Origin of the sequence: Kitasatospora sp. NPDC127067 (assembly GCF_042724755.1) — a bacterium.
Classification (GTDB): Bacteria; Actinomycetota; Actinomycetes; order Streptomycetales; family Streptomycetaceae; genus Kitasatospora; species Kitasatospora lactacystinica.
Genome location: NZ_JBHXEM010000243.1, coordinates 1 through 5,184, shown reverse-complemented (window position 1 = coordinate 5,184; position 5,184 = coordinate 1). Strand labels below are relative to the sequence as shown.

The 5,184-nt window shown below is 71.1% G+C and carries 3 protein-coding genes and 1 pseudogene; all 4 read left to right on the top strand.

The genetic code is table 11. The annotated features are described in order from the left end of the window. Positions 1-159, top strand: a pseudogene (locus tag ACFWJ4_RS40705) (ATP-binding protein); the annotation flags it as partial. Positions 160-559: 400 nt separating this feature from the next. Next, positions 560-3,907, top strand: a complete 3,348-nt coding sequence (locus ACFWJ4_RS40700; protein ID WP_380554289.1) for a nitrate- and nitrite sensing domain-containing protein — start codon at positions 560-562, stop codon at positions 3,905-3,907. Positions 3,908-3,917: 10 nt separating this feature from the next. Further along, positions 3,918-4,331 carry a roadblock/LC7 domain-containing protein gene (locus tag ACFWJ4_RS40695; RefSeq protein WP_097236138.1) on the top strand — a complete coding sequence of 138 codons (414 nt, stop codon included), beginning with the start codon at positions 3,918-3,920 and terminating at the stop codon, positions 4,329-4,331. Between the two features lie 161 nt (positions 4,332-4,492). Further along, positions 4,493-5,134, top strand: a complete 642-nt coding sequence (locus ACFWJ4_RS40690; protein ID WP_380554286.1) for a DUF742 domain-containing protein — start codon at positions 4,493-4,495, stop codon at positions 5,132-5,134. Positions 5,135-5,184: the final 50 nt, after the last annotated feature.

Below are 5,184 nucleotides of genomic sequence, written 5' to 3'. Positions count from 1 at the left end.
TTCGACGGACACCAGCCCCACACCCCCGACGAAGTCCGCGAAGCACTCCAACTCGGCGCCGACACCCCCGTCATCACCCTCGACGCCCGCCGCCGAGACAGCGCCAAGAGCGCCCTCATCACCCTCGTCGAACACGCCCTGCTGGCCCGACTCCGCTGAGCGAGGGGGAACCGCCCGGCCCCGACGGTCCGTCCCCTGCAACGGGCCGTCGGGGCCGCGATGCTTACCGGCCGGTGTCCTCCGGGGGCCCCGCGCAAGACCCGTGTATAAGCAGCGGATAACAGTTCGGTAGGCATTTTGTGATCAACAATGACTCAGTGTGGCGAATCCGCGTCACTCAGCGCCAGGTGACCACGGATTTGCTCCGCCATGTCGGTGAATGTCCGGATTGTTCCGGCGTGGGCGTCGGACTTCGGCTGTTTGTCCCCCATCCCCGCACGTGCTGAAATTCCAGCTACCCCTGGATGTCTCCTGCTCCGGCCCGTCCGGCGGAGGTCAGGGCACCGGGGTAGCGCTGGATTGATCCATGGCCGGCAGTCGGCCGAGAGGTAGTTGTCGAGTGAGGCGTAAGCAGCAACCCGCCCCGCAGCGGCGCTCCGAGCCCCGCCAGAGCGAGCCGAACGGTACCCAGGGGGATCCGGCCGGATTCTCCGCGTTCACTCCCACCGAGGAACGCGCCCAGGGCCCCGCCCCGGCCCCCGAGCCCCAGGCCGCGCCCACGGCGCCCCGCAGCGGCGGTTCGTCGGGCGACGGCGGCGGCTCCAGCCGGTACGACTTCCTCCGCCCGCGCAACTGGCGCGTGCCGACCCGTCTGATCGCGATCCTGCTGATCCCCGTGATCATCAGTCTCGTCTTCGGCGGTCTGCGCGTGAACACCTCGGTCGACGGCTACATCAAGGCCTCCCGCGCCGAGAAGACCGCGGAGCTGGCCAAGGCGGCGACCGAACTCGCCGAGGCGCTGGAGAACGAGCGCGACAAGACGCTCATACCCCTGCTCACCAAGCAGGACCCGAACAACGAGGTCACCAAGCGCCGCAACGACACCGACGCCGCGCTGAAGGCCTACAACGCCGCCTACGCCGCCTCGGACAAGTCCGGTGAGCTCCCCCGCCGCCACGAGGCCTTCCAGGCCCTGGTCATCGACCTGGCGCACCTGCGGGCCAACGCGTACAGCCCCGAGCTGTTCATCAGCGCGACCGCCAACGCCTACTCGGTGATGTTCGCCCCGCTGCTGGCCTACGACAACTCGGTCGGTCTGGGCTCCGCCAACGCCACCAGCAAGGGCCGCGCGATCTACGCGATGTCGCTGGCCAAGGCCTCCGCCTCGACCCAGCGCGCGCTGATGCTCAGCCTGCTGGTCGGCATCTCGCAGAATGCCACCACCCGGTACGAGAACGTCGACGCGACCCAGCAGATCGTGATCTCGGAGAAGCTGGAGCAGGTCTCCCTCAACGAGTTCAAGACCGGTAGCGCCCCCGAGGACGCCAAGAAGTACTCGGACGCGCAGGTCGCCCTGGCCACCGCCCAGGAGCGCTCGGCGTACAAGATGCCCAACGGTTCTGCGCCCAGCATGCAGGGCCTGCTGGCCCTGGCTGCCTCGTACAGCCAGGCCGCCGCCGACGGCCAGCAGAAGGGCAAGGCCGCCGCCGACGCCGCGTTCGCCGAGGCGAAGAACGCCGGCCTGACCCCGGACAACTGGAACCAGGCCGCCAACACCCACATCCAGGCCCTGCGGAACACCGAGATCGCGCTGCTGGACGACGTCCTCACCGAGTCCCGCGCCCTGAAGGACAACGCGCTCTACGACGCCATCCTCAACACGATCATCGTCGTCGCGGCGCTCATCCTGGCCGGTCTGCTCACCGGCTACGTGGCCCGCTCGATGATCCTCGGCATGCGCACCCTGCGCAGCGCCGCCCTGGAGATCGCCGACCACCGTCTGCCGGACCTGGTCGAGAAGCTCTCCAAGACCGACCCCGAGCGGGTCGACACCTCGGTGACCCCGATCCCGCTGCACGGCAAGGACGAGATCGGCGAGGTCGCCCGGGCGTTCGACCAGGTCCACCAGCAGGCGGTGGCGCTCGCCGCCGAGCAGGCCCTGCTGCGAGGGAACGTCAACGCGATCTTCACCAACCTGTCGCGCCGCAGCCAGAGCCTGATCCAGCGCCAGCTGGCGCTGATCACCGACCTGGAGAACAACGAGGCCGACCCGGACCAGCTGGAGAACCTCTTCAAGCTGGACCACCTCGCGACCCGTATGCGCCGCAACGGTGAGAACCTCCTCGTCCTCGCGGGCGAGGAGGCCGGCCGCCGCTGGAACACCCCGGTCCCGCTGGTCGACGTGCTCCGCGCCGCCGCCTCCGAGGTGGAGCAGTACGAGCGCGTCGAGCTCTCCGGCATCCCGGAGGTCGACGTCGTCGGCGCCGCCGTGACCGACCTCGTCCACCTGCTCGCCGAGCTGCTGGAGAACGCCACCTCGTTCTCCAGCCCGCAGACCCGGGTCCTGGTCAACGCGACCCGCCTGCCGGACGGCCGGGTGCTGGTCGAGATCCACGACAAGGGCATCGGCCTCACCGCCGAGGACTTCGCGGAGATCAACGAGAAGCTGGCCGAGCCGCCCACGGTGGACGCCACCATCTCCCGCCGCATGGGCCTGTTCGTGGTCGGCCGGCTCTCCCAGCGGCACGACATCCGCGTCCAGCTCCGCCCGTCCGGCGAGTCCGCCGGCACCACCTCGCTGGTCATGCTCCCGCCGTTCGTCACCCAGTCGGGTGCGGCGCCGGAGCCGGACGAGCAGTTCACCGTCTCGCGGATCTTCGCCGAGCAGGAGCCGACCGCCCAGTGGGCGCCGGACGCCACGGCCCGCAGCGCCGCCGAGCTCGGCTTCGACGACCACCTCACCGGCATCGGCAACGCCGGCTCCAGCGGGTTCAGCCCGGCCCTGGAGTCCGTCCAGCGCTCGCAGCGCCTCGACCAGGTCCGCCGCGCGGCCCTGGAGGGCGGCCCGCAGGCGCCGGTGGTGGACGCCGAGGTCGAGGAGGACTACCAGCAGGGCTACGACCAGTACGCCCCCCAGGGCTACGAGCAGCAGCCCCACGCCGACGACCGGTACGGCTACGACCAGGGCGGCTACCAGCAGGACGAGTACCAGCACGACGAGTACGCCCAGGACGGCTACGACCAGTACGCCCCCCAGGGCTACGAGCAGCAGGGCTACGCCGACGACCGGTACGGCTACGACCAGGGCGGCTACCAGCAGGACGGGTACGCCGACCAGTACGGCCGGCAGGCCGAGGAGTCCCCGGCCGGCCACCCGTACGCCCCGGAGCCGCCCGCGCTGCCCGCCGCCGAGGCGCACACCACCCTGCCGTCCGGGCTGCCGCAGCGCCGCCCCGGCGAGCAGCTGGCGAGCGGTGGCCCCGCCGCCGCCCCGTCCGGCGCCGGCGCGTCCGGCGACGCCCCGAACTGGTTCGCCGGCGCCAAGGACACCTCGGCGTCCCCGACCCAGCGCGGCCACGACGTGTCCTCGCTCGGCGGATACGGCCCGACCGGCCCGACCGCCAGCACCGCCTGGCAGTCGCCGAACGACGGCGACTGGCAGCGGGCCGAGCAGCTGCGCGAGCCCAGCTCCAGCGGCACCACGGGTGCCGGTCTGCCGCGGCGCGTGCCCAAGCAGAACCTTGTGCCCGGCAACGCCAAGCCCACCCCGCAGGACGGGCCGCAGGTCTCCCGCAGCCCGGAGGAGGTCCGTGGCCGCCTCACCAACCTGCGCCGCGGTGTGGAGCAGGGCCGCAGCGCCGGTAACACCGGAAGCTTCCGGATCGACCCCGATCAGGCAGACCAGTCCGGCAACGGACAGAACCGGAGCACCGATCTCTTCGGCGGCTCGAACCACCAGGAGCGTTGAGTTGACTCAGATGAGCCAGGCCGCACAGAACCTGAACTGGCTGATCACCAATTTCGTGGACAACACCCCCGGGGTGTCCCACACCGTGGTGGTCTCCGCGGACGGCCTCCTGCTGTGCATGTCCGAGGGCTTCCCGCGCGACCGTGCCGACCAGCTCGCCGCCGTCGCCTCCGGCCTCACCTCCCTCACCTCCGGCGCCAGCCGGATCTTCGAGGGCGGCGAGGTCAACCAGACCGTGGTCGAGATGGAGCGGGGCTTCCTGTTCCTGATGGCCATCAGCGACGGTTCCGCGCTCGCCGTCCTCGCCTCCCCGGACTCCGACATCGGCCTCGTCGGCTACGAGATGGCCCTGCTCGTCGACCGCGCCGGCGCCGTCCTCACCCCCGCTCTTCGCGCTGAACTCCAGGGCAGTCTCCTGCACTGACGGTTCGTCGGATACCGTCCAGGTATTCGAAGCACCTCCGCGTCCTTCCCGGGCCCGCTTCGGCGGGCTCGGGTTCGGACGTTGTACGGCCTTCGCACCACCGGCTCCGGACCTGCGCCGAAGCTCGCACCGCACCGCCGCACCCTGTGAGGAGAGGAACCGTGACACCGCCCGACGACCGCAGCGGCCAGTACGGCGTTCCGTACCCTGGCACAGGCCATGACGCCTTCGGAGCACCCGGCGTCGGCCACGGTCAGCAGTACGGCCGGCACCAGTACGGACAGCCCCAGCAGCCGTACCCCCGCCCCGAAGAGCAGTACGGCCAGTACGACCAGTACGCCCGGCAGCCCTCGTACGGCGCCCCGGCACCCGGCTACCCGGCCCCGGCGCCCGAGCCGGCGCCCGGCTACCGGCCCGCCCAGGAGCCAGGCCACTTCGAGGAGTTCGAGGACGAACCCGACTCCGGCCCGCTGATCCGCCCGTTCGCGATGACCGGCGGCCGGACCCGCCCGCGCTACGAACTCGCGCTGGAGGCCCTGGTCTCCGCCGATGTCGACCCGCAGCGCCTGGCCACCCTGCTCCCCGAGCACCAGCGGATCTGCACGCTGTGCACGGAGGTCAAATCCGTCGCCGAGGTGTCGGCGCTGCTCTCGCTTCCCCTGGGAGTGGCCCGCATCCTCGTGGCCGACCTGGCCGAGGCCGGCCTGGTCGCCATCCACCAGCCCGCTTCCGGCGGCGAAACCGGAAACCAGCCCGACGTCACGCTGCTCGAAAGGGTCCTCAGTGGACTTCGCAAGCTCTAACGCGGCCGCCCCCACCCGCGCCACCACCTCCGCGAAGATCGTCGTCGCGG